Raw genomic sequence first — 23,015 nt, forward strand, 5'->3', positions numbered from 1 at the left:
GGCTTACTGGTTGACGCGTTCCTTGAAGGACTTGCCAGGGGTGAACTTTGGCTTGATCGAGGCAGCGATGGTGATCGGAGCCCCGGTAGACGGATTACGGCCCTGACGCTCGGCCTGCTTGGTTGACTCGAAAGTACCAAAGCCCACGAGGCTAACCTTGTCGCCGCCGGCAACGACATTTTGAACCGTCGAGATAAGGCTATTCAGCACCTCTCCCACGGTTGACTGACTGTGCCCGCTTTCGTCGGCAATCGCTTTGACGAGTTCTTGACGATTCATTCGCTTTTACTCCTTGGTTGTTGAAAAGTCGCATGGGTGTTGAGTCCCAGCTGAAAGCATTGAAACATGGCTCTGGATAATCCCAAGCCGCCGGCTCACCCGAATCGGCGTTTGCTTTTGGCGCGACGGACGTTATAGCCCTTCACCCAGCTTTTCATGTCTTCGCTCGGTGGTTTGGGTTGCACGGTACCGATCCATGCGCGATCTGGCAGCTCTTTCATGTATGCCTGGTATGCGTACTGAGCCCACCCGTCTTTTTTGCCGGTCTCACGGGCGTACCCAAGCAGCTCACAGAATGTGTGCTGTTTACTGGTCGGCCCGAGCACTTTGCGTCGATCGTCTAGCTTCACCAGTTTGCCGGTGGCCACCGCCACCCCATCCGGTATTACGATTTCATTACCACACTTCGGACAGAGCAATCCGCTGAAAACAAAGCTGCACTTCGGACATGGCTTGGTTTTTTTCTCCTGATCGCCTTTGTCCTGCGGGCGGCGGTCAAGACGCTCCCCTTCCCCATTGTCCATGGCGTCGGGCACCTCGTCCGTTGGCTTCCCGTTAAGCAAGAGGTTCCCGGAGTGGTCAATGATAATGCAGTCGATTTTTCCAGTTTCAGGCGAGAGTCGCAGCCCGCGGCCAATCATCTGGTAGTGAAGCATCAGGGACTTGGTAGGCCGCGCTATTACAAGGCAACTGGTCGAGGGGTCATCAAACCCCTTGATCAGCATAGCCACTGAGACTAAGACCCTTATCTTGCCCGCTTTGTACTGGCGCAAGATCTCCTCGGTCTCATGCGGCAGCATATAGCCATCGATATGGGCTGCGGCCACCCCAGCTTTTTGAAACTCAGCAGCGAGCTTTTTGGAGTGCTGGACGTTGCAGGCGAAAACCATTGTTTTGCGGTTTTCACCCAGTTCTTTCCAGTGCGTTACCACGTCACCAAGCAGCTTGGCGTCACCCATGACCGTGGCAAGCTCGTCCTCGATCCAGTCACCATTCGGCTTCGTGCTCACCCCCTTCAGAGAAGGCACGGAGGGCGCGTAGCACTGCGTAGGTACAAGGAAGCCTTGGTCTGTCAGCTCAGAAAGGGAGATGCAATTGATTAGCCTGTCAAAGATGCGCCCCAGGCCCCGCCGCCATGGGGTAGCGCTGAGCCCTATAACAGGCACCTTGTTCCTCCGGCACCACGTAATCAGCTCGATGTGGGCTTCATGGATGACATGCGCCTCGTCAATGAGAACAAGGTGAGGTTTGTGATGGTTGAGCATGTAGTCGAGGCGCGGACGCAAGCTCTGGATCGTTGCAACCTGGATGGGTTTTCGGTAGTCCGTGCAGGGATGGTCTGACTGAATTGCACCGGCGACCAATCCATCTTTGTAGAACCGCTCAAGCGTCTGATCGAGCAGCTTCACACTGTCGACTATGAACCAGGCCCTGCGGTTCTTCGCCTGCGCACCGGCAATGATGTGCTTGGCCACCTCTGTCTTACCGGAGCCCGTGGGACTCATCAGCATCTGAATGATCGCGCCAAGGCTTATGCCCTTGCGGAGTTCAAAATCCTGCTGTTGTTGGTAGGGTCGAAGCTGCATCGAGGTTTCTCGCTGTACGAACTACAGGTAGGAAACCATCGCTTCGAAATAACCCAAGCCAGGTGGTCGAGCCGTGGGATGGAGGCGGCAACAGAGCGCAGCCTGATTGAGGGGGATATTTTTTCCTGCCAATGCACGCCGATACAGGCTCTTCCTGATGCTCGCGCCTTGACTTGGGTTTTCCGGCCGGCGTGCGACTGTGTTCGACATTGCCTGAGCTTTCGCACAGGCGTCGACGCAGGCCAAGAGATAGGAGGCATGATGGATGACGTAGGAGAGGCGCGTGCTCGCAAGTTCGCTGAGTCACTGCGCGATGCAAGCTGGGTTATCGATGATGATGCAGCCGGCGCACGAAATGCCGTTGGATTCTGGCTGTACTCATACAACCTAGTGGCTGGCCCCCGACTCGTTGGCCAGCTGACGCTGGATGGCTATCGAGCAATGCAGGGTGGCGAGGATCTGAAGAATCTTGGAGGGCTTCAGCCAGCCGATGTTCTCGGCGCAACCCTCACCGCCTATGACGCTTTGCCAGAGCAGCGCCGCAATGCAGCGGAGTCCCAAACCGTAATATCAGCGCTGTCGCTATACGCCAGTTCTACTATGACCTGGCAGGCGCTGCCGCCTCTCAAAACTGGGGCACACCAACACTTCATGGTGTTCGATTGGCTCACGGCTTCCGGCAAGAGGATTTTTCGCCCCGCAGCTGCAATCACCGGTTCCGTTCTTGCTCCTGAAATTCTGACCGACTTCAGTAAGCAAGTGCTCACCGCCCATTTGTCGAAACACCCCCACGAAACGCCTTTCTAACCCCAAAACTACAAGGACTTTGCTCATGCCAATACGTCACATCATCGTTCATCAGATCGACAAAAAACCCGATGGAACCCCCGCGGTGTTGCATGCCCGCGATACAGAGTTGGGAGCTTCGCAGGCCATCGAGAACATGCTCGCGGACCTCAACGAAAGCTACAACGCCAAGCAGGGCAAGGCCTGGGGTCTCTTCCACGGGGAGTCAGGCGCTTATCCCTTCAGCCGATGGTTGAAGGATTACCTCGACGAAAGCCAGGACTTCACCGCCTTCAGCCGCCATGCGGTCGAGCACCTGCAAAAACTGATGGAAGAATCGAACCTCTCAACCGGCGGCCACGTCCTGTTCGCCCACTATCAGCAAGGCATGACCGACTACCTCACCGTCGCTCTGCTGCACCACAGCGAAGGCGTGGCGGTGAACGACACCCTGGACGTGACCCCAGCCAAGCACCTGGATCTCGGCCAACTTCACCTGGCAGCACGCATCAACATCAGCGAATGGCAGAACAACACGCAGTCCAAGCAGTACATTTCGTTCATCAAGGGCAAGAACGGTCGAAAGGTCTCGGACTACTTCCGTGATTTCATCGGTTGCCAGGAGGGTGTAGACGCTCCCGGCGAAACCCGCACCCTGCTCAAGGCATTCAGTGATTTCGTCGAGAGCGAGGATCTGCCCGAGGAGCAGGCGCGGGAGAAGACCAATACTCTGGTTGGCTACGCCACCAGCCAGGCGAAGTTGGGCGAGCCGATGACGCTGGAGGAGCTGTCCGGGCTGATTGATGAAGATCGACCAAAGGCGTTCTACGATCACATCCGCAACCGCGACTATGGACTGTCGCCTGAGATTCCAGCGGATAAACGCACCCTCAACCAATTCCGCCGCTTCACCGGCCGCGCCGAAGGGTTGTCGATCAGCTTCGAAGCCCACCTACTGGGTTCCAAGATCGACTACGACGAGAATGCCGGCACCCTGACCATTCGCAATCTACCCACTCAGTTGCGTGATCAACTCAAGCGCGGCTAAAAAAATGCCCCGTCCATCTCTGGACGGGGCAGATCCTGCTTAGTCTGGCAGTGTTCCTGCTGGGCCTTAGCGCAAGCTCAGGCCGTCGAACCCAAGCCGCAATGAGAGCTGATCGGCAACCGAAGCGCCGATCTTGCTGGCAAAGCGATCCAGGGGATTCTGTTTGCGGGTGAAATCAACGATCTTGCTCACACCTACGACTTCACGAGCCACGTAGTCAGAATCACCAAGGCGATCAACCAGCCCCAGTCCCACCGCTTGCTCGCCCGTCCATATCAGCCCCGAGTACAGGTCGGGATTCTCCTTGGCTTTCAGACGATCTCCCCGACCAGCCTCTACCGAGCGAATGAATTGGTTGTGGGTTGTTTTGAGAACCCCTTCCCAGAACTTCCTCTCCTCAGGATTTTGAGGCTGGAATTGATCCAGGAAAGCCTTGTGTTCCCCGGAGGTATAGGCGCGGCGTTCAACCCCAAGCTTTTGCATGAGCTCAACGTAACCGAAACTCGCCGCGGTGACACCGATCGATCCGACCAAACTTGCCTTGTCCGCAAATATCTCATCGGCTGCGCTGGCGATGTAATAGCCACCGGAGGCACCCAGATCTGTGATGACGGCATAAACCTTCGTGTCTGGATGCAGTGCACGCAAGCGACGAACTTCATCGTAAACATGGCCCGCCTGCACGGGACTTCCGCCTGGGCTGTTGATTTCCAAAATCACAGCTTTCGTATTCTCATTTTCAAAGGCCTTGCCGAGGCTGCGCTTCAGGTTCTCAGCGCTCGCTTCCTCCCCATCCGCAATCACTCCCCTCACCTTGATTTTTGCTGTTACCGGCACATCGGCCCCAACGCCATCAAGGTCTGCCCTTCCGCCGACCACAAAAGCAGTCACGACGATCCCAAGAGTCGCGAGACGGAAAAAATTCTTCCAGCGACGTGCTGCACGCTGCTCTTTGATGCTTGCTTGCAGCGTTCGCTCCAAGACTTCGAGGCTTTGATCCATGGGATTTCCGTCAGAAAATTTATACACGGCTATTAAACACTGCGGAGAAGCAATCCTGAACAGGCAACGGGAACTTGGGATTCTCGGCGGTCGTGAGAGAAGGAGGCGGATCACTTATACGGAGAACCATTTATGCAGGTCGTCACGCCCCAAGCCCGGAATCGGGCTGGACTTACTCTCAACCTGGTCATTGGAGTTATCGGCTCACCGCAAGCGCTTTCTCGGCTGAAAGCCAAGCTCGAATTAGCCGTTGAGGACGCTTTGCAAGGGCTCTCACAAGAGGCCAGCCATGAGCTTGGAATTGAGATTGGTCGCTGGAACATCGAAACGTCCACCTCCCAACCAGAAGGCGACGGGTCGGCATCGAGCGGGCCACCCCCTGGTCATTCGGTAGAACAGCTGGAAGCCCCCCCGAAGCCCGCATCCGAGGCCTCCCTGAAGGCAGGATTATGCCTATGAGCGCCACATCCGCCGTGACACAAAACTTCGAGCACGAGCGCTTTGTGGTGCGGGATATCTCTGACCAGTATGAGGCTCCGACCTTTGACCTGATTTTCCGAGACCAGGAGCACGGAGTTGAGCGTTGCTCCGACAGCGTGTGGAGTTCGCACGAGCAAGCCTCGGTAGCAGCGGAGGCACTGGAAAAGGCGGATCGCCGTCCAGTTCACTGGGGTGTGTTGAAGAGCCTCTAAACGGAGACCCATAGAACTCAGGCGACCATTTGTGTCGCCTTTTTTCGCGCTGTCAGCCCCCGTGACTCAATCAGCCAGGTAGCCGGCAGTATCGAGGCGACTTGGGTATTTCAGGCATGCCTATAGCGTGGCCAATGCAACGCGGCCGAAACCGAGGAGAAAAACACCGCAAACCACAAACAGCTTAGCCCGCTTTCAGGCGATAAAACCGCCTGAAATCGGGACATTCCTCAGTCAGTACCTAACAAACTATCCGGCGACCAACCACCAAGGATCATCAGTATGCAATTCAACAATTTCTCATCCTCCTCCAAATCTCCCCTGGCTCTCGGCTTGATTGCCGTTTCGGCCGTTATTGGCGTGGGTCTGCTGCTGGGTTCGTTTTACACCGTCGACGAGAAAGAGCGCGCAGTAGTTCTGCGCAACGGTGCCTTTATGGAGGTGGCAGATCCAGGCCTGCATTGGAAAATCCCCTTCATCGACAGCGCCAAAGCGATCTCGATACAGAACAACGCCACCAAGTGGGACGGCTTGCAGGCGTACAGCCGTGACCAGCAGGCTGCAACGCTGTCGGTCTCGGTCAGCTGGCACGTGCCGGCAGGTGAGGTCGCGGATGTCTACAAGAGCTACGCCGATCTGGACGGCCTGCTGACAAGGGCGATCAGCCGCCATGTCCCGACACAGGTAGAAAACGTCTTCGGTCAGTACACCGCCGTCAACGCCGTACAGCAACGCGGCAAGCTGGTTGCCGATATCGCCACCGCAATCAAGGGCGCAATCAGTGGACCGGTGGTGATCGACAGTGTGCAAGTCGAGAACATCGACTTCAGTGACGCCTACGAGAAGTCGATCGAAGAACGCATGCGCGCTGAGGTTGCCGTGAAGACTCGTGAGCAGCAACTGGCCACTGAGCAGATCCAGGCGCGGATTGTCGTCACCCAGGCCCAGGCTACCGCGGATTCGGCACTGGCCGCCGCACGTGCCGAAGCGGAAAGCATCCAGCTGCGCGGCGAAGCGGAAGCAAAAGCCATCGACGCCCGCGCCCGCGCCCTGGGCAGCAACCCCGGCCTGGTCGAGCTTACCAAAGCCGAGCGCTGGAACGGCGTGCTGCCTACCACGGTACTTCCAGGCGGAACCCTGCCGTTCATCGACGCCAAGAAGTAATCCATCCTTCCACACTAGAAGCCCGCAGCCCTGACCAGCTCGCGGGCTTTTTCATTGAAAAAGGGATCTATCAATCCAGTAGTCATGCCGATGGCAACGGAGAGACAAATGCACCGAACCATACCCAGCTGCATCTTTTTATCGCGCAGCGACGCTGAAGCACACGCGCCAGGCCCCGACTGGCACCTGTTATCGATATCTGATGGCCTTGAAGATCAGGCCTGCATCGACGAAGCACGGTGGAAGAGCGTGAGCTACCACCACTTCATTGATGCTGGCTTTGACGAAGAAGTCATCGAGATATACGGGCCAGATTTTGAGCGGAATTACGTCGACTACTTGCTGAGCAGCAAGGCTGACGTGCTGCGGGAGCGCATCCGTGAAATTGCAGATCAAGGGGAAAATATCGCCGTCAATTGCCAGGCCGGGCGATCCCGGAGTGCCGCGGTTGCTTTGTATATCAGCAAACATCATGGGTACCAGCTGCATAAGCCGACCCCAGACGCAAACCAGTGCGTCTACCGGATGTTGGCCAACGATGTTCACCTGATGGCAGCCTACCGTGCGGCAAGAACACCTGTGGAACCAGAAGCGCCAAAGCGAAGCCTTCTTTCGGCGATCAAATCGCTGTTCTCCTGAGAGAGCAAAAGACCGCAGCGAGTCATGGTAAATTAGGCCCTGGGCAGCTTCATGGTAGAAGCTACGCTCCCAAGGCACTCCTCCCCCTCCTGTCTCGTCTGTGGTGTCGCTGAAGCTGCTCGTTTTATTACCGGAGCCCGCCAGGCTTTCCCTCGGCGGGCTTTTCTTTGAGCAACGCACTGTCGCTCAACCAGCCATTGGGTTTTCGGCTAGCCGCAGTACGCTCATAGCTGAATCTTTTGTCACCCACATGCAGTCAAGGAACGGATCATGAATGTTGAAACAACGCGAGCGGCCTACATCGAAGAACGCCGGCAGACAGAGGCCGAGCGCAAGGCCCGTGCCGCCGAAAAGCTCAAGGATCACCAGTACACTTGCCTGGTGAAGCAATCCGATGTTGAAGTTTGGCGTTGCAAGGCTGAGCGCACCACCGCCTATGCCTTCGATATCATGATGACCCGGTTCGGAATCGCCGTTGTCGGCGATATCGGCGACCTCACGTTCAGTGTCGGCCTGGGCTATGGCATATCGTTCCTTGCGGGTGATGACGTCACCTACTACCTGCACACCAAGCTCAACGAGTCCCACAAAAAGCAGGTATTCAGCACAACCCTGTTCCGCCAGGTGCTGGTGTCGAGCATCTGCCGTGAACTGCACGACAACTGCTCCCAGGAAATTTGGGACGCCCTTCCAGCCTGGGCGCAGGATGCGGACTTGGTTCGGGGTGAGCATTGGGGGGAGTTCCGCGCTCTTACCGTGGCCAATCGCCGAAATCTGGAGAATGGCGATGATCGCTGGATGCACTGGGACGACCTCTTTGACCTCGCTGAGAACATCGGTTTCACCGAAGAGGCGCACCAGTTCATGCGCGACAATGCCGAAGTGCTGTGCCTCGGCGAAGAGTGGTACGAGCACCGGATAACGAAGACCTGCGACAGCCTTTATGCTCAGCTCTACATGATCAACCACGCGGCCAAGGCGATCATGGCTCAGGCCGATCAAGCCGCTGCTTGAGGGAAAACAAGATGATTAGGCACTCACCTTCAGATGTACCTCGCTTGATTGACGGGGAGTCACCGAAACTCATCGCTTTGACTGCCACCTACGGCCTGCACGTCCTCAAGGTCACTGACTACAACTGTATTGATGAGGGTGACGAGCCAAACTGGAGCACGGCATGTAGTGACGGCTGGAGCGTTGAACGGACTGACATCATCTGGTGGGCGTATGCGGATGAAGTCCGCGAGCTTCTGGAATCAACCCCCAACAACTGATCACGGAAACCGAAAATGGACATTCAGAACGCACTTTGGAAACTGCACGCGCTGGGCGATAGCTCGGTGCTGGGCGAGGATTACCGCGCCGCCGTAAAGCTGGCGGCAGAAGTGTTGAACAACGTTCGCAACGTGGCCGATATGGGCGCAGGCGAGGACTTGGCAGAAGTCTCAGCAGTGGTGAGCACCCTGGCAGAGCAAGCCTCGAAGGTTGAAGACCAGTCGATGCAAATTCACACCCTGGAGCAAGACAATGCACGCCGTGCGCAGTTGCTCGCTGAGCTGCTGGAGCATGCAGAGCGACAGGATGTTGAACTGAACCCGGCGTGGGTCGATATCGACGAACCGGCGTTGTATGGCCAAGTCCGCGAATGGGCTCACCCCGAAGACCGCGCCGTTGCGGCGGCATAGGAAAACGCGGCGGATCTGCCGACCAGGTACACCCCAAGCCCAGCCCTAAAAAGCTGGGCCGAGGACGTAGACGAGGACGCCACATTGCGTACTCCCCAAACAGGACGGTCAGTATGTTTTCAGGTAACAAGGCAATCGCATTTTGGTTCGCGGCTATGGTGATGCAACTGGTTGTTTCAACCGGAGTGAACGACTGGGTTGGCCGGGTAGCGGTATTAATCGGGGCCACATTCTCTGCCTGGCTCTTCATGGATGGTTTTATGGCTGCTATGCGACCTGTAAAGCAATACGAATTCAAGGAGGCCAACCAGCCTTTGAAAACGGGCACCGACAAACCCACGGTGGGTTGAGGGAAAACGCATGGGTCTGCCGACGCTAGCTGAAGTGCGGTCGAACAGCGCCCACGGCAACCAGGAAAATACCGTGCATGAATAACTTCAAAGATCACCAGCAAAAAATTGTGAAGAAATTTCCGATTATAGCTCTAGCAGCCCTAGTAGCTTGGGGCTGTTGGGCAGTTAAGGAGATGATCCATGGTCGAACGTTAAAAAGTTACCGGTCGGCCGGGGAGTTACTGATATCAAATAATCACTTCGTCAAAACGACCACGGACGAGTTTTCAGTCGTAGGCGATGATTTTGTGTTCGATTCTGGACGCACTGAGAGGGTCGAGCTTCGAACTTTTAGGGATGGCACTCAGCAACTATGTCTTTTGCCATTTAACGAGCTTTATTCCGAGCAATGCCGCTACATTTCAACCAAGGCCGACAGCGACGGAATATAGGAAAATATGACATGTCGATCACCAATGCTCCGCTTGTTCTGTACGTGTATCGCTGCACCGTGTGCGGCCAAGCAGGCAAGTTGCATCTGCCTGAATCATCGCCCGAGGTGACTACGGCCTGCTCCGCGTGCGGTGCCGAAGTCCTGGCCGAATGGGATGGCGGCGTAGAGCTGGTCACCGATCAACCCGACTAACGGAAAAGTTCATGATCTTCACCGTTCGTTCGAAACAGGTTGAAATCAGGGCTGCGAAGCGCTTCCGGCTGCTACCACGTGGCGACTTCTCAGCACCAGGTCACGCACTGATGAATTGGCTGGGTGTGGTGGTTTTCATCAAGCCAGCCCCCCCGAAGATGGATGCATAGGAAAAAGCCCAGCCCTAAACGAGTTGGGCCGAGGCAGCGCGGCTTGGCCACCAGCTCGTTGCTGGCCGGGCCGTTTCTCCCCACCACAGGATTGAGGTTGGGCTCTTCCGGATCGACTACTGCGCCCGGATGTGGCACGGCACCGATCCTGAAATTCCCCACGGCGTTTTTCCTCTGGATGGGAGGCTTTCAGCCCAATACACCGGCAGCAGAGTGCAAATTGATCCCCTGCCCCCTTCTGTCTACGAAATTTTGATCATGCCGCCATTCGGCATCGGCTCTCCCGTGGCTCGTTGAGTCCGGTTGGGATTCCCACCTCATGCCGTAGCCTGATGGCATCTCCTGGAAAGTTCGGATCGCCTTATGTCTCACAACGCCGCCACCATCAACGAACTGTTTCGTCTACGCAACAAGGTAGGCCTCTCAACAGCTTCGGGCTTTAAGGCCCGTGTGCGCTTCGTGCAGCTAGCCTATCGCCACAACCTCGTGCGTGAGATCACCAGCTATCACTTGTGGGATCTGGGGTATGAAGGACTTGGCGAACGCACTTTTGATACCTGCTTCGAGATGGGCGACAGTCCCGAGGTAATCGCAGAGCTGATCCGTGACGCGCGAGTACACGGCTATACAGGAAACATCGAGATAGAGGTGGGTAGCCCGGATTGCTTTGCCCGCTGGTGCGGATATGCTGACCGCCAGCAAGAACTTGCATTCTGAGGACTATCACATTTAGCTCTCTCGCCCCTGATCTGTGGCAAGATCCATCGCTAGCGGCGACCCAATTTAAGGACGATTGATGGCTATTAATTTTGAACCCAAGATAGGTCAAATCTTGGAATGCAATTACGGCGATTATCAGTACGATGAAAACGGCGTCATAGTTTTCAAGAACTATGACTATCGCTTGAAGCCCGAAATGATAAAAAACCGCTTGGTTGTTGTGCTCAATGCGCGCATCGACCCAAATGCCTGCATTGTCGTGCCGCTATCGACAACAAAGGACATGGGCAAACTCAGCCGCGGGCTACACGTCGAGCTGGGGAGCGACCTGATTGACGAGCTACCGTACTTCAAGCAACAGACCAGGTGGGCCAAAGCGGACCTCGTTGAGCAGGTCAGCAAACAGCGCCTATTCAAGCCCAGGGCGATGCGTGGTCATCTTGAGCAGGTGCTATCGCGAGAGGTCGTTACCCTGATTCAGACAGCAGTGATTAAGGCCGTTAACGCTGGTGGATTGCTGAAATAGCCTAGGTCAAATGCTTACTGAATAGTTGACATAAGTGTCAGCTGACCCTATTATTTGCCACGTAGCCCTTGAGGCACTTGAGTTTTATCCCCCTAGAGGGACCTGCAAAGCCCGGTTAATCACCGGGCTTTTGCCTTTCTGAGATTCCCTCTCCCCTTCCCTACCCCCTTCCTTCAGAGGTTGCCGCTGGGCGTCACTTCCCAACCAGGCAGCATCGGCTTTCTCCAACCGCACATCCTACGCTTATCAGGTAGCCACCAGCATTCCATCCCACCTGCTATGCGCTTGGGTTGTGCCTGGCAAATGGGATAATCGGAGCCTAGATTGCACTCGACCGCTCTGAAAAGGAACCCTATTCATGCGTACTCTGGTACTGCCGCTCAAAGGCGAGTATTTCGACGCAATCAAGGCCGGGATCAAGCCGGAAGAATTCCGGGCTGCCACGCCCTATTGGCGACGGCGTTTGGATGGACAGAGCTTCGACCAGATTGAGCTGACACGGGGCTATCCGAAGCGCGGAGACGACGCACGAAGACTTGTGTTGCCCTGGAAGGGCTATCGCTTGACGACGATCGTTCATCCACACTTCGGCGCAGATCCAGTCGAGGTTTTCGCCATTGATGTCTCGCGCTAAGGATGCGGTTCAGTGAATCCGATCAAGCAGCATTTCCGACTGAAAAAACCCTGTGCGAATTGCCCTTTCCTCAAGGAAGGAGCCATTCCGCTAAGCCGCGGGCGCTTGGAGGGGATTATTTCTACCCTGATCGAGGATGATCAATCTACTTTCCAGTGCCACAAGACCGTGCATTCAAAACGGGGTGGCAACTGGGACGATGAGGGGAACTATGAACCCTCGGGGCACGAGTCGATGTGCGCTGGAGCTGCGGCTTATCTCATGAAGAAAGGCAGGCCGACCGTGGGTATGCGGTTCGCTTTTGCCACCGGCGATGCTTCCCCCAACGACTGGGATTCAGTACGAGAGATCGTGATCGACTGACTTCTTGGGTTCTCATCACTTCGGGTTAGGTTCGTCCTAACGTTCCCGATAGCAGCTGATGAGCACCATGGCTAAATCAAGACACGCAAACGCAAAGACCGAATCCTCGAGCCCAGCAGAACACCGCAAAAACCTCATTCGCCTGCTCAACGCAAACAGCCATCGCCATCACTTGTGGGATGTGTTTGCGGACTTCTGCGAAATGGGCGCGCTAGCGATGAGCAACAGCGTGGACCTGGCCCAGCGTAATGAGCGTGAAAAACGCTACATGAGCATCATTAAGAAGTATGAGCCGAGCGAGGTGCATCGGTTTCCCCAGATGCTCGCTGAACTCACCATGGCAATGGAATATGGGCCTGACGATGTGCTTGGCCAGGTATTCGGCGAATTGGAGCTGGGGAACAGCTCAAGAGGACAGTTTTTCACCCCTTACCCAGTCTGCAAGCTCATGGCCTCACAACTCTTTGGGGATGGTGCAGATCTGCGCAAGCGATTAGATGAGCGAGGCTTTATAACGGTCAACGAACCAGCATCCGGTGCGGGAGCTATGGTGATCGCGATCGCCGAAGCGTTGGGAGACAAAGGCTTCAACTACCAGCGCTGCCTCCATGTGACTGCGCAGGATGTCGACTCCCGCGCAGTTCATATGACCTACCTCCAGCTCAGCCTTCTGCACATTCCTGCAATTCTGATCCTCGGTAACACGCTGGCGCTGGAAGAACGGGAGCTGTGGTACACGCCGGCACACGTTATGGGTCTATGGCGCGCCAGGCTAACGCGCCACCAGGTCATGGCCAGCGAGATCACCAATCCTCCAGACGAAAATACTACGCCCGTCCTGTTCCGGGACTTGGCCGCTCTCACTGCGCCCCCCGCAACCAGTGGCCAACAAATCGCACTGTTCTGATGAGTATTGCTGGCGGAAATATCTCCGACACACCGGAGGAAGATACAGCGCCCTGCTCCCGCCCAGGGCAGTAAATGCATCAACTTGAGTTGGCATTTTCTCCCGCGCTGGCATGCTTATTCCTCAAACATCATTGGAGCTCCATCTATGCACAAGCTGTTTATCTACACCCTCGTTGGCCTCTCGTTGGCCGGCTGCGACTCGTCGCGAGATTCGGGGGCCGCAGTCAGTACCGGTGCTGTCGAACACGAGCGCACTTTGCACTACAGCAAGGCAGAAGACGGCTCGACCGTGATTCAAGCTACTCGCATCACAAACGGCCAGCGAGCAGTCGATACGGCAGCGGGGGAGGACGCAGTGCAAAGCAGGGGGGGATTCATGAATCAGGTCGCCTTCAAAGACTGTGGCCGTGTGAACTTTGCCAGAACGGGGCCTGGTGAGGGCGTTGTTCAAGGCATCCACACCGGGCGCGGAATGACTGCTAAATGCAAAATCCGAAACTGGGATGGTCAGTGGCATATTGTTGAAAGCAAATAACCGAAGCGAACACAAAGGAGCAATCATGGAAGTTGTTACAATCAAAAATATTAAAGAACTAGGTGATTCGCAGAAAGAAGAAATCTTGCGTATGGCCTATCGCTATAGCCAGGATTTGGTCAACCGACCAATAAGCACTACCCACCCGATGTTCGGCGTAGTTCGTGCGTGGATGCTGACTGACATCCAACTTCAACTAGACCCAGCAATTAGCCTGATGATCAATTCAGAATTAGTAATCGCTGTAAATTCCGCATCAACTATTATAGGTTTTATGACCCTAACCCGTGCTAACGACTCCGCAACTGCTTGTGGCATCAATTATATTTGTGTCGATTCAGCCCACCGCAATCAGGGAATTATGACTGCGATGATTGCCAGCCTAAAACCACGCTTCACCGACATAGCGCTGAGCTGCTTTCCAACACTCGTAGAGGCGTATGAAAAGATCGGATTCGTAATGTGCGAGGCCCAAGGGGCTCAAGTCGCTATGCGAATTGGCGGTTCCTACAATATGAACGTCATAGACCCGAACTTCCTGAACAGGCAAAGTGCGGTTTCTCAAGAAGCTCAACGCTTGATTAGCGAACTTGGCGGGGATCGGGCTGTTGCTATCAACGATGAGTATGACGCTGAAACAAAGCGAATATCTCAAGAGGTTGCGTACTTCGTTGAGCAACGCAAGAACCCTTTATCCATCTAGGCGCTATCCGTTCCGAAAATGGTCTGTATGCCAACAATTCCAGCGTATCGCGAGCCTATTATGATGCCCAAATTCCCTCATCTTTCTGCAATTCATGCCCCGGTCAGCGTGAGCGCCAATGGCTATTACGCGAAGTATGGAGCAAATATTTTTGGGCGTGATTTCGTGGTTGGCGATATTCATGGTGAATTCAGCAAGCTATCGAAACTGTTATCTTCGGTAGGATTTGACGAATATTCAGACAGACTATTTTCGGTAGGCGATTTAGTTGATAGAGGGCCAGAATCACACCAAGTTGATGACTGGTTGAAGAAGCCTTGGTTCAAGTCTGTTATGGGGAATCATGACTACTGGTGTGTTGAAGGCGGACTAGATACCGAACCAGTTGGACACCGTAAGTACGGTGGAGAATGGTTTTATTCCCTTACCTCTGACGAGCAGAAGTCCATAGGGCTTGCTTTACATGGTCTACCCATCGCTATTCAGGTCGAAGGCCGCAACGGCGAAAAGTTTGGAATTGTTCATGCTGAATGCACATGCCTAAGTTGGTCGCGCTTCGAAGAGGCTCTGACAGGTGAGTTAGGCGACTCTTATAGGAACTACCATGCCACGGAAGCAATGTGGCGTAGGTCTCGACATGCAAATCAAACAACCATCCCCGTTGCTGGTATCGACAGGATCTTTGTAGGCCACACGAAAGTCGCTGCCGTCCTTGATTTAGGGAATGTTCGATATATTGATACTGGTGGTGTTTTTGAAAACGGGCTATTGACCATGGTTGAAATTGGCGGCTCAGAAGCCATCCATTCAATCTGATCAGGCAACAACCCGGCCGAGGATTCAGACCTGCTGCCGGGTGGGCGACTCCCCCTCTCCTCTCCCCAACCTCACCTGGTCCAGATACTGATGCTCTCGTCGGTCGGCCTCACCTGCTTGGAAGGGTCATTCTGCTCGATAGCAACTGTGGGCTATGGTGTGGGACGTAATATTTGGGTTTTCTAGAATCCCTTATAGGTTGTGGCCTGTAGCCGTTTTGTATGGGGATACCTTATCCTCCTACATTCCGGCGAGATCTGGCGCGATTGCAGTATCAGCGCCTGCGAACAAACGAGCCGCGAGGAATCCGTAGTGAAAAACCATGATTCGAATGAGCACGCTCAAAACGAGCCAATTTCTGGTGAGATTTACCACGTCACGCCAACTCGTAATCTGGAGTCCATCTTCCGTGAAGGCTTACGGCCGCAGATTGGCCCTCGCTCCGAACTACTCGGCGAAGCCAAGGAAATGGTCTATTTTTTTGGGTCGATGCTGGCAGTAGAAGACGCACTCAGTAACTGGCTTGGTGAAATGCTTGATGACGAGCCTGGAGCGATTTCCGTTCTCGCCGTTGATCGCTCCGGTTTACACCTCGTTTCAGATGCGGGGTACGAGCTTGCTTGCCTTCGCCTTGTCCCACCGGAGAACATTTCTCTCGCTTTTCAGGATCACGAGCCGGCGGTTGATAAAAATGGCCCGGTGACCGAGGGCACCTCATGAGCAAACTGACCCCTAAGTTCGTTAAGGACATCGACCAGCCCGGCTCCTACCAGGACGGCCGAGGGTTGATTCTTCGTGTATCAGCTACTCTGCGGAAAAGTTGGGTCTTTCGCTATATGCTGGCGAAGCAACGGCACGATCTAGCCCTGGGGACATTCCCTGCTTTGAGCCTCAGAGACGCACGGCTGGAGGCTGACAAGTACCGGCTCGACATCGCCCGTGGCGTCGACCCAGCCGCTGAGCGTGCGAAGGCCAAAGCCGCCAAAGCCTCACGAACTACAACGAGCCACACGTTTCGGTCTTCGGCGGAAAGGTACATACGCACGCATTCGTCGAGTTGGTCTAAGAAGCATCACCAGCAATGGCAGAATTCACTCACGAAGCATGTCTACCCTGTCATAGGCGGATTTCGGATAGTCGAGGTCGACACGGACGATATCCTGGATGTGCTGACACCGATCTGGAGCAAGATCCCCGTCACGGCTAACCGCGTCCGGAATCGCATAGAGCTCGTGCTCGATGCAGCGAAGGCACTGAAGCTTCGACAAGGTGAAAACCCCGCACGGTGGCGTGGCCATCTCGACAAGCTCTTGCCCAAGCAATCACATACGGTAGTCCCCTTCCCGTCTCCGACACCTTTACGCACTGCTGAGCTGTTGGCCAGGCTCGATTCCCTGGATGGGGCAGCAGCTCGTGCTGTTGAATTCGCAATTCTGACTGCGACCCGTAACCAAGAGGTGGGCGGGGCCCAGTGGCCGGAAATAGATTGGGAAGAGAGAATCTGGTACATCCCAGCAGAACGCATGAAAGCGGGCAAGGCTCACCGGGTACCCCTTACAGAGCAAATGCTCGAGGTGCTACGGCAGCAGGTCGGAAAGCATGACAAGTGGATATTTCTCAACTCCTGGCGAACAGGCCCCATTCCCGGCAATGCCATGGCCAGGGTGCTCGACCAGCTCCAGGTCGATGGCGTCGTACCGCATGGGTTCAGATCTACTTTTCGGACGTGGGCCGCGGAAAAAACCGATCACCAGCGAGAGGTTTGCGAAATGGCTCTCGCGCATACCCTCACCAGTAAGGTTGAAGCAGCATATAACCGAGGTGACTTGCTGGATAAGCGTCGCGCCCTGATGAAGGATTGGGGGGACTTTCTTGTCGCCAACGCTCCTCAGGTGCAAGGTGAGGTATCGGATCTGGTTTCGGAGCTTGCCCCTGATGCTGGATCAGATCAGGCCAAGGTTCTGCCGGCCGCTTGACCACCGAGGTGAGGGCGCTCTGCCAGAAGCGCCCGAGTAACAACCAATTTTGCCTGAACTGTGCCCTCTCCCTCGCAGTTCCTATATTTCATAGGCGAGATCAGGATGGAAGTTTCTGCTCCACCACCATAGCTGCGGCGTTGTACTTCCTGCCCATCCTGAATGTGTCCCCCATAGTCGTGATAGTACGACCACGAAGATCGGTCGCTTTCTTGTCCTCAGCCAGGAAGCGCATCGCATCGGCAATCCGGTGCGCGAGCTTGCCAATTTCTTGGTTGTACCGATCGGCATCTCGACCGACACCCAGGGCCACATCCAGGGTTTCGCCATGCAACAGAGCGTCGGCAACCCACTCACCAACCTCTTTGGCTGTCTCGTGATCGTTTTTGCGGTCTACCACTTTACCGAGCAGGTAGAAGAGGAAATCGTCGTCACGGTTCGCCGACCACCCGTTAATGAAGCGGCACTCCATCTGGAACACATCGAACAACGAGTAGAGAGAGCCGTCCGAAAGCATGGACAGCTCAGGGTAATACGATCGCAGCTCCGCGAACTCTTCCTGCGCGTACTCAGGCACTTCATCGGACGGATCGTTCAGCGCGTCCAGGCGCAGGTCTACCGCCTGGGCCCACACTTCGGCAGACCGGGCTTGAGCGTGCTTAGCGGCACTGGCGATGTTGGCACGCCACCCAGCTTCCAACTCCTTCACGCGATTGAACATCACCTCCGAGACTGGCTCAAAGCCGGCCTCGAACCCCACGTTAGCCAATGCGGTGTAAACCCAGCTTTCTGGCGTCGGCCCTTCTTGAATTGCTGGTCGCGCTGGCAGCAACGTCAGATCCAGGGGATCGAGCAGCGTCATCGCCTGCCCGCGATAGGTGAAATCACCGTCCCCAGGGTGAATGCCGCCCAGCAGGATGTTGGCGAACGCGGTTTTCACGTCGCTTTCGTCCCGGAACGCGCCCGGCAGTCGGGCGTTGAACGGCCGATGCCGGATCAAGAAGGTAGACCCCTGCGTATCAAGTGGACCTATGTCCTTGGAAGGGACTTTCTCCGTCTCATAGGCAACCGGCACAACGCCCCAGGCCTCAACTGCATCTTTGGCGGAAACGGTTGCCTCTACGATCAGGCTGCGGGCCAGATCAGCAAGCGGTAAATCCGGCTGATCCAGCTCGCGCTCTTTCACCAGGTGTACCAGCTTGTCGAAGACAAACACCTTCCCGTCATTGACCAGGTAGGTTGCATTAGGGACGCCAGACACCTTTCGCAACTCTTCCTTCAGCGTGTCATTCAGTCCCCCCAAAAAGTTGCTGTACTCGTCCACGAACAGCATCCGCGGTGGCTCAGTTTTGACGTGTTTGTCGTCAGACATGACTCAATTCCTTTCCAGTGCCTCAATGGGCATAAACGGTGACCAGTTACCCGCCGAGCAACAATTCATTCGCTGGCTTGGCCGAAAGAGGTGCCTCGAATATTGTTGGCCTCGTCGCAGATCCGGGCAACCTCCAGCATCGCTTTCAGCGCTCGCTCCTCCGTTTCCTTCGTGGCGAATGCAATCATGAACCCATGCAGCAGGCCGGCGAGCATTGCCCCACTGTCCGCAACGTTACGGTTCCCTGCCACGGCGGAAAATTGCTCCAGAAGAGGAGCAGGTGCCTTCAGAAGAAACTCCTGACCGAGGGATCTTCCGATACTTGCCGCATGGACACACTGGCGAGCCAAGGCTTCTTCAGGCGACATCGGTGTACCGTCATAATGCTCGAATGACGCCTTTACATGGTTGCGACCGTGCATGCCGGCGGCGATGCTTTCAGCTCCCTGACGGATCTTCTCAACTGCAATACTGGCTATGCTGAAGTCCGTTTGCGCTTCATCCATAACCGCGGCCAACAGGCGTTCATCGACGTTTTCAGTGCTATCCATTTGATCCTCCGTTGATAGTTATTTACCTCCATTTCAAGTTCGCATTCAATTGAAAAAAACCAAGCTCCCGGTGGCCAAACCGAACTCACAAAAAAGGCCGGGTTCACCGGCCTTTTATTTTAGAAGATCCGCGGAAGCGCAAACTCACTGGGTTCGCCATGTCTCGACTACATCAGCGCCATGCTCTTGCTTCCACTCCTTGAGCGTCTTGTGGTTGCCGCCCTTGGTCTCAACGAGCTCACCCGTGTTGGGGTTGCGGTAGATCTTGACTGCTCGTTGCGCACGAGGTTTGCCAGGCTGATGGGTAATTTGCTTTCGATAGTCCGGGTCAAGAATCGCGATGATGTCGCGCAGGCTCTTGCCATACTCAGACATCAAGGCCCGTAGCTTTTTCTCGAACTCCATCTCTTTCAAAAGGGCTTCATTTCCGCTCAACTTCTCCAGTCGGTCCTGAAGCTCCTTGATGGCTTCCTCTGTGGCTCGGTACTCGGTGATGAGGGACATCTTGTCTCCTTGGTTTGGGTTTCATGGCCCTGAGCCGTGACGGTGCGCGCCAGGCTTGCTAGGGCTGCTGGTTAGATCATGCCTGCCGATGCAAGGAATGCATAGCCCGCAAGGAATCCGGCGGAAGGCCAGAATGCGTAAAATTGAATGTCGACGAACAGTTTCTTGTTCATGGCGTCCAGGAGGGCTAAGCCTCCTCCTCCAAACGGTTGATTTCGGCAATTACGCCCTGCATGTTTTCGATCGCAATTTCGGCGGCTTCCCGGGCCTTGCCGAACAGTGATTCCTTACCTTCAAGCAGGGAGTCGAGGCGGTTGTTCTCGCGCCGGAGTTGCTTCGCAATGGAATCAAAGTCTTCACCCTCGGGAGGTTTCTTGCCCTGGAGCTTGAGTTCCATGGCTTCGGACTGCTTTAACATTAGATCGCGAACGACAGTACGCTGAGTCGCACTTTGCTCGTCGAAGCCATTGATGCTTTCGAAAACCTTCACGGCTGCTTTCACACTGGACAAGGCTTTGGTGCCAACTTCGGACTTCCCTGCCTTGGTTTGAGTGGCTGCCTGTTGAGTATTCACGCCAGGTGCAACATTGCTGCTCGAGGGAGCGCTGCTACCACCAGCCTGGCCGCCGCCGGCCTCGGCCGTGTTTTCTTCGGTACAACCCTCAGTCATCTGATGAGAAATACTCGCCGTACCCTCCTGGGCCTTGTTCGTAGCATCTGCATCATCAGCGGAAGGGATGGACGCAGAGCCACCCTCGCCACCGAAGAGGTTCGGGCCAAAATCCATTACGGTGTCGTCCTGAGTTGTTTGCATGCGGGGTACTCCTTTTCTGTTCGGGCTTTAACCTATGAAATCACCCTTCCAGAAAATCCCAACACTCATGTCTCCTCAGCATATCGGGCCTGCATTTTTGCCTTCACCCGATTTTCTAGCCTCTTGGCTACGTCCACAACGAATGCAAGGAACTGAAGATCCAGGCCCTCTTCAACCTCATTCATGATGTCGTCGGCAACGCCCTCAGCTTCCTGGCCAAATTGCATTCCAGCATCAGCCATTTCGAACAGGAGCTGAGCCGCTGGCTTTCTCTCATAGGTATAGAAAACGTCCGATTCTTGCTCAATCGCGGCTATTTGGTTTGCCGGTGCATCAGGGGCTGATGCGCCATCTTCATTTTCATCATCGTCAAGCGGTACTGGCGGAGGCAGGAGACCGTTTTTATCTGAGAGCGGAAGTGGCTTATTAGGCATCGCAGGTTTCGACCTACCCTCCTCCCTCATGTCCTTCGCGGCCTTACGAATTGCCTTAGGCCCGCGGCTACACAGTTCTTGCTGTGCTTTTTTTTCCAGCTTAGCCACCTGCTCCGCTGCGGATACGCTTACGTCGCCGGCCTTGACAGCATCCAGCAGCTCCGGGGTGCCGTCTCGGACAACCTTGCACGCAGAAGACACAGAGCGCGGACTGATACCCAGTACTTTGGCTGCCTCCTCAATAGCCATTTTTGCGGCTTCCAGCTCCTGCCCGGCGGCCTTTTCCAGGTCAACAGTGATAGCGCTACTCCCGCGCAGTGAGGACAGCTCGGCAGCGATCAAAGCCCGTTGTGCAACGGTGAGCTGCCGGCGATAGAGGTTAAGCGAGAGGACATAACCTAGGGCATCATCTCCTGTGTATTCCTCTGTTCGGGGTTCGATCAGCAGATCTTTGCAAACGCGGTACCGGTTGCGCCCATCAAGGATCTTTCCTTCATAGAGAACGATCGAGGCACGCTGTCCGTTGACATCAATATCTTCAAGCAGGGCTTCGTAGTCATCTCCGATGATTAGCGGAAATAGCTGAGCGTAATCGTGAAACTCAAGATCATAGCTTTGCATAAGCAGCTTCTCGTTCCTGTTTTATCCAAGAACGATACGTCGAAGACGCGCACAAGTGACGCTTTTTCAGGTCGTTTTTACGTCTGAATTCGCGATCATTGTTGCTACCCTAGGCTCAATCTTCATTCAAAAAAAACCCTGCCGTATAAGCAGGGGTTGGTGTTCTAGAGAAGCCCAGACAATAAAAAAATCTAAATTAAATCTTCTCTTGAAGTTGGCTTATTAGTTCTTCGAGTGCTGCTTGATCCGGTTTTGTGTCAACGAATCTAAGCGACTTGTCTGAAAGGACTTCCATGACACCCCATTTCAATTCATGCAAATCCTGGCCCGGCTCTGGTGGCGTTTCCCAGTAGGGAAAGCTTCTGACTACATGGGGCGGCATCTTTGTGATCATGGCTGAATCTCGGTATTTTCTGTCAAGGCAAAGGCTGCATGCTAATCAGTGTATAGATATACAGTTCCGCATCACTACACAAAAACGGCGTCAAAAGGTCGTCATTTTTCAGCTCGTAAACGGGTCGCAGAACGGCAAAAACCTATAAAAAGTTGTTTCATAGCACAGCATAAGCTAGGGCCATGTCTACAGCAAACACTAGGCCATCACAGACCATTTAAGGCGTAATTAGTTTCATTAATTGATGCTTTGAGTTTTCTGCCCGGCGTAAGCTCGATCCTTTACACACAAGGACGGCGAACAGGCTGGTGAAAGCATAGATTACTACGAGGATCTATGTAGATCATTTCCCGACCGGAGCCTGGGATGCTCCGGGACAGCCTCCTTTGAGCTTCCCTGCTAGGCCTGCGGCCTCCTGGCCTACTCTCTGCTCGCACTAGAGCAACAGAGTAACGAATGAGCTGGAGGGTCAATTGCGATTCGTGCAAAAGGATGCGCTTGTGCGATTCCTTGAGGTCAACTTCACTCGCCCAGATCTCGGAGCAAGGCACCGACGCTGGTTCACCCGCACTCACTCACTGACACCTTTGGCCCAAGCCAACCTTGCCTGCGCACCTCGTCCATAGCCGCTTCCAACTCAGGGATCGAGGATATGTCGCAAGAAACCGTCGGTTTTTTTCCTTTGCGGTCTGTAGGCAACTGCAATATCACCTGTTCAGGATCGCTCAGTGACACCTGGAACTTTACGCTCGGAAGCCCGCTGAAGGTGATGCTCGCCTTCGTTTGGTTCACCTCAGCTGAGGCCTGTCGCACCTCACCTTCGTGCTCATACGCCAGCGAGATACGGTGTTTGGTTGAATTGCTCATAGATAATCCCTGGAGCTTGGTCCACGCAAATTTGCGTAACGCTTAATGCTTTGTTCTGAGCCCGCGCTTCACCGCGGATGAACCGATCTTCGCTGCTCAACATGTGAATCCGAGCGGGGGCTGAACACTTCAGCCAGTGCTCTGAAATTACCGAAAACAGCTCAATCCGGCTCAGGCCGTGCAGGTGCTCAGGCTCAATCTTTGACAGCTGTGCGAGAGCGGCGAATCGTGTCTGCGGTTGCACCAC

30 protein-coding genes are annotated in these 23,015 nt (G+C 54.9%); 21 read left to right on the forward strand and 9 right to left on the reverse strand.

Annotated features, from left to right (window positions below; genetic code table 11):
• Positions 1–3: 3 nt before the first annotated feature.
• Together ABX75_RS23000 and ABX75_RS23005 are read right to left on the reverse strand one after the other, a co-directional pair.
• Positions 4–279, reverse strand: coding sequence for an HU family DNA-binding protein (locus tag ABX75_RS23000; protein WP_011077950.1), 276 nt, complete (start codon positions 277–279; stop codon positions 4–6).
• 95 nt (positions 280–374) lie between these two features.
• Positions 375–1,865: a DEAD/DEAH box helicase gene (locus tag ABX75_RS23005; RefSeq protein WP_011077949.1), complete on the reverse strand. Its 1,491-nt coding sequence runs from the start codon at positions 1,863–1,865 to the stop codon at positions 375–377.
• A gap of 258 nt (positions 1,866–2,123) precedes the next feature.
• Between ABX75_RS23005 and ABX75_RS23010 the strand changes: the two genes are divergently transcribed.
• Together ABX75_RS23010 and yejK are read left to right on the forward strand one after the other, a co-directional pair.
• Positions 2,124–2,672: a hypothetical protein gene (locus ABX75_RS23010; RefSeq protein WP_016971295.1), complete on the forward strand. Its 549-nt coding sequence runs from the start codon at positions 2,124–2,126 to the stop codon at positions 2,670–2,672.
• 25 nt (positions 2,673–2,697) lie between these two features.
• The gene (yejK, locus tag ABX75_RS23015) at positions 2,698–3,699 is read left to right on the forward strand and encodes a nucleoid-associated protein YejK (RefSeq protein WP_047882725.1); all 1,002 of its coding nucleotides are present in this window, start codon (positions 2,698–2,700) and stop codon (positions 3,697–3,699) included.
• A gap of 66 nt (positions 3,700–3,765) precedes the next feature.
• Here the strand turns inward: yejK and sppA are convergent, their stop codons facing one another.
• Complete coding sequence (sppA, locus tag ABX75_RS23020; RefSeq protein WP_011077946.1) at positions 3,766–4,701, reverse strand: signal peptide peptidase SppA; 936 nt, start codon at positions 4,699–4,701, stop codon at positions 3,766–3,768.
• A 455-nt stretch (positions 4,702–5,156) separates the two neighbouring features.
• Here sppA and ABX75_RS23030 point away from each other — a divergent pair, with 455 nt between their 5' ends.
• The 19 genes from ABX75_RS23030 (at position 5,157) to ABX75_RS23115 (ending at position 17,211) form a co-directional block, all read left to right on the forward strand.
• A complete protein-coding gene (locus tag ABX75_RS23030; RefSeq protein WP_016502335.1) occupies positions 5,157–5,393 on the forward strand; it encodes a hypothetical protein in 237 nt (78 codons plus the stop codon).
• A gap of 282 nt (positions 5,394–5,675) precedes the next feature.
• Positions 5,676–6,557 (forward strand): prohibitin family protein, encoded by an 882-nt coding sequence (locus ABX75_RS23035; protein ID WP_011077945.1) that lies wholly within the window; start codon positions 5,676–5,678, stop codon positions 6,555–6,557.
• A 108-nt stretch (positions 6,558–6,665) separates the two neighbouring features.
• The gene (locus ABX75_RS23040) at positions 6,666–7,196 is read left to right on the forward strand and encodes a dual specificity protein phosphatase family protein (protein ID WP_011077944.1); all 531 of its coding nucleotides are present in this window, start codon (positions 6,666–6,668) and stop codon (positions 7,194–7,196) included.
• 270 nt (positions 7,197–7,466) lie between these two features.
• Positions 7,467–8,210, forward strand: coding sequence for a hypothetical protein (locus ABX75_RS23045; protein ID WP_047882726.1), 744 nt, complete (start codon positions 7,467–7,469; stop codon positions 8,208–8,210).
• 275 nt (positions 8,211–8,485) lie between these two features.
• Positions 8,486–8,881: a hypothetical protein gene (locus ABX75_RS23055; RefSeq protein WP_047882728.1), complete on the forward strand. Its 396-nt coding sequence runs from the start codon at positions 8,486–8,488 to the stop codon at positions 8,879–8,881.
• A 113-nt stretch (positions 8,882–8,994) separates the two neighbouring features.
• Positions 8,995–9,231, forward strand: a complete 237-nt coding sequence (locus ABX75_RS23060) for a hypothetical protein (RefSeq protein ID WP_020190240.1) — start codon at positions 8,995–8,997, stop codon at positions 9,229–9,231.
• 77 nt (positions 9,232–9,308) lie between these two features.
• Positions 9,309–9,665 (forward strand): hypothetical protein, encoded by a 357-nt coding sequence (locus ABX75_RS23065; RefSeq protein WP_047882729.1) that lies wholly within the window; start codon positions 9,309–9,311, stop codon positions 9,663–9,665.
• 11 nt (positions 9,666–9,676) lie between these two features.
• Positions 9,677–9,859 carry a hypothetical protein gene (locus ABX75_RS23070; protein WP_047882730.1) on the forward strand — a complete coding sequence of 61 codons (183 nt, stop codon included), beginning with the start codon at positions 9,677–9,679 and terminating at the stop codon, positions 9,857–9,859.
• Positions 9,860–9,870: 11 nt separating this feature from the next.
• Positions 9,871–10,029 (forward strand): hypothetical protein, encoded by a 159-nt coding sequence (locus ABX75_RS29510; protein ID WP_170245417.1) that lies wholly within the window; start codon positions 9,871–9,873, stop codon positions 10,027–10,029.
• Positions 10,030–10,392: 363 nt separating this feature from the next.
• The gene (locus tag ABX75_RS23075) at positions 10,393–10,746 is read left to right on the forward strand and encodes a hypothetical protein (protein WP_053060103.1); all 354 of its coding nucleotides are present in this window, start codon (positions 10,393–10,395) and stop codon (positions 10,744–10,746) included.
• Between the two features lie 79 nt (positions 10,747–10,825).
• Positions 10,826–11,275 (forward strand): type II toxin-antitoxin system PemK/MazF family toxin, encoded by a 450-nt coding sequence (locus ABX75_RS23080; RefSeq protein WP_011077935.1) that lies wholly within the window; start codon positions 10,826–10,828, stop codon positions 11,273–11,275.
• 358 nt (positions 11,276–11,633) lie between these two features.
• Positions 11,634–11,909, forward strand: coding sequence for a hypothetical protein (locus ABX75_RS23085; protein ID WP_011077934.1), 276 nt, complete (start codon positions 11,634–11,636; stop codon positions 11,907–11,909).
• Positions 11,910–11,921: 12 nt separating this feature from the next.
• Positions 11,922–12,272: a hypothetical protein gene (locus ABX75_RS23090; RefSeq protein ID WP_011077933.1), complete on the forward strand. Its 351-nt coding sequence runs from the start codon at positions 11,922–11,924 to the stop codon at positions 12,270–12,272.
• A gap of 58 nt (positions 12,273–12,330) precedes the next feature.
• Entirely contained in the window at positions 12,331–13,179 is an 849-nt protein-coding gene (locus ABX75_RS23095; protein ID WP_256203874.1) for an N-6 DNA methylase, read from the forward strand.
• Positions 13,180–13,326: 147 nt separating this feature from the next.
• Positions 13,327–13,716 (forward strand): hypothetical protein, encoded by a 390-nt coding sequence (locus ABX75_RS23100; RefSeq protein ID WP_047882732.1) that lies wholly within the window; start codon positions 13,327–13,329, stop codon positions 13,714–13,716.
• A 25-nt stretch (positions 13,717–13,741) separates the two neighbouring features.
• Entirely contained in the window at positions 13,742–14,419 is a 678-nt protein-coding gene (locus ABX75_RS23105; protein ID WP_016974341.1) for a GNAT family N-acetyltransferase, read from the forward strand.
• A 60-nt stretch (positions 14,420–14,479) separates the two neighbouring features.
• Complete coding sequence (locus ABX75_RS28740) at positions 14,480–15,235, forward strand: metallophosphoesterase (protein ID WP_177039208.1); 756 nt, start codon at positions 14,480–14,482, stop codon at positions 15,233–15,235.
• Positions 15,236–15,547: 312 nt separating this feature from the next.
• Positions 15,548–15,955 (forward strand): hypothetical protein, encoded by a 408-nt coding sequence (locus ABX75_RS23110; RefSeq protein ID WP_016974339.1) that lies wholly within the window; start codon positions 15,548–15,550, stop codon positions 15,953–15,955.
• On the forward strand, positions 15,952–17,211 hold the full coding sequence (locus ABX75_RS23115) for a site-specific integrase (protein ID WP_016974338.1): 1,260 nt from the start codon (positions 15,952–15,954) through the stop codon (positions 17,209–17,211). Before ABX75_RS23110 ends, ABX75_RS23115 begins: the two co-directional genes overlap by 4 nt.
• Before the next feature lie 100 nt (positions 17,212–17,311).
• Here ABX75_RS23115 and ABX75_RS23120 read toward each other — a convergent pair whose 3' ends face one another.
• The 6 genes from ABX75_RS23120 to ABX75_RS23150 all read right to left on the reverse strand — a co-directional run bounded on the left by ABX75_RS23120 (position 17,312) and on the right by ABX75_RS23150 (position 22,768).
• Positions 17,312–18,583, reverse strand: coding sequence for a hypothetical protein (locus ABX75_RS23120; protein WP_016974337.1), 1,272 nt, complete (start codon positions 18,581–18,583; stop codon positions 17,312–17,314).
• Positions 18,584–18,648: 65 nt separating this feature from the next.
• Entirely contained in the window at positions 18,649–19,134 is a 486-nt protein-coding gene (locus ABX75_RS23125) for a hypothetical protein (RefSeq protein ID WP_016974336.1), read from the reverse strand.
• A gap of 144 nt (positions 19,135–19,278) precedes the next feature.
• Positions 19,279–19,638, reverse strand: coding sequence for a histone-like nucleoid-structuring protein, MvaT/MvaU family (locus ABX75_RS23130; protein WP_016974335.1), 360 nt, complete (start codon positions 19,636–19,638; stop codon positions 19,279–19,281).
• A gap of 187 nt (positions 19,639–19,825) precedes the next feature.
• Positions 19,826–20,452 (reverse strand): hypothetical protein, encoded by a 627-nt coding sequence (locus tag ABX75_RS23135; protein ID WP_016502327.1) that lies wholly within the window; start codon positions 20,450–20,452, stop codon positions 19,826–19,828.
• Positions 20,453–20,517: 65 nt separating this feature from the next.
• Complete coding sequence (locus ABX75_RS23140) at positions 20,518–21,507, reverse strand: hypothetical protein (protein ID WP_016974333.1); 990 nt, start codon at positions 21,505–21,507, stop codon at positions 20,518–20,520.
• 955 nt (positions 21,508–22,462) lie between these two features.
• Complete coding sequence (locus ABX75_RS23150) at positions 22,463–22,768, reverse strand: hypothetical protein (protein WP_011077920.1); 306 nt, start codon at positions 22,766–22,768, stop codon at positions 22,463–22,465.
• Between the last annotated feature and the right edge of the window lie 247 nt (positions 22,769–23,015).

The sequence above is a fragment of the Pseudomonas sp. ARP3 genome, assembly GCF_001029595.1.
GTDB lineage: Bacteria > Pseudomonadota > Gammaproteobacteria > Pseudomonadales > Pseudomonadaceae > Aquipseudomonas > Aquipseudomonas rhodesiae.